This is a genomic window from Oleiphilus sp. HI0079, assembly GCF_001635105.1.
This window is the reverse complement of record NZ_LWFT01000996.1, coordinates 1-977: the sequence shown is the minus strand read 5'-3', so window position 1 is coordinate 977 and position 977 is coordinate 1. Positions and strand designations below refer to the sequence as shown.

The following is a 977-nucleotide window of genomic DNA, read 5'->3' as shown; positions in this document are numbered from 1 at the left end:
GGAGGCTTTTTAGATAGCTGAATGACGAATAACCGGAGCCAAAGTCGTCAATTGTCACTGTCGATCCCGCGGCTTTGATACGATTGAGTTGGTCGATAACTGTTTCCATATCTTCCATGAGCATGCTCTCTGTTACTTCAAGCTCAAGGTTTTTCGCGTCCATGCCCGCTTGCTCAAGCGCTTCAACGACGGTATTGACCAGTTTTAAGTCGGTGAATTGCCTTGTCGACAAGTTAACTGCTACCCGAATGTTTAAGCCTGTATTTTCGTTGAGTTGTTGAATTTCACTACAGGCTTTTTTCATCACCCAGTCTCCGATGGGTATGATCAAGCCTGTTTCCTCTGCAATGGAGATAAAATCAACAGGTGATATTTCACCTTTAGTAGGGTGGCGCCAGCGAATGAGCGCTTCAACACTCTGTATCTGATTGGTTTTAAGATCGACCTGGGGTTGATAATGGAGATAAAACTCATCGTTTTCTAGCGCGTGACGCATTTCATGTTCAATCTCCATCAAATGGCTGGCGCGCACGTTTAGTTCTTCGGTAAAGAAGCAGAAACCATCGCGACCTCTCTCTTTTGCTTTGTAAAGGGCCATGTCGGCATTCCGCATCAGAGTTTCGCTACTTGTTGAGTCTGTTGGCGCAATGGTAATTCCAATGCTGGTCGAGATAATGACTTCGTGTTTGCCAAGCTTAATGGGCTTTTTAAGAATCGTCAGGATATGTTCTGCGATAGCGGCAATTTTATCATTGTTCGAAACGTCATTGAGCAAGATGGTGAACTCATCACCACCAAGACGCGCAACCGTATCCTGTTTACGAACACAGGTTTTTAAACGCTCAGCGATGGTAACCAGGAGCTCGTCTCCAGCCTGATGTCCAAGGGTATCGTTGATCCGTTTAAACTGATCAAGGTCTAAAAACATGATCGCAGAACTGTGTTTATGTCGGCGAGCGCTCAGAATCGACTGATGG

1 protein-coding gene is annotated in these 977 nt (G+C 45.5%); it reads right to left on the bottom strand.

Annotation, left to right across the window (positions count from 1 at the left end):
• Nucleotides 1-977 (bottom strand): bifunctional diguanylate cyclase/phosphodiesterase (locus A3750_RS18090; RefSeq protein WP_156498710.1); only part of this gene is annotated, 977 nt, incomplete at both ends.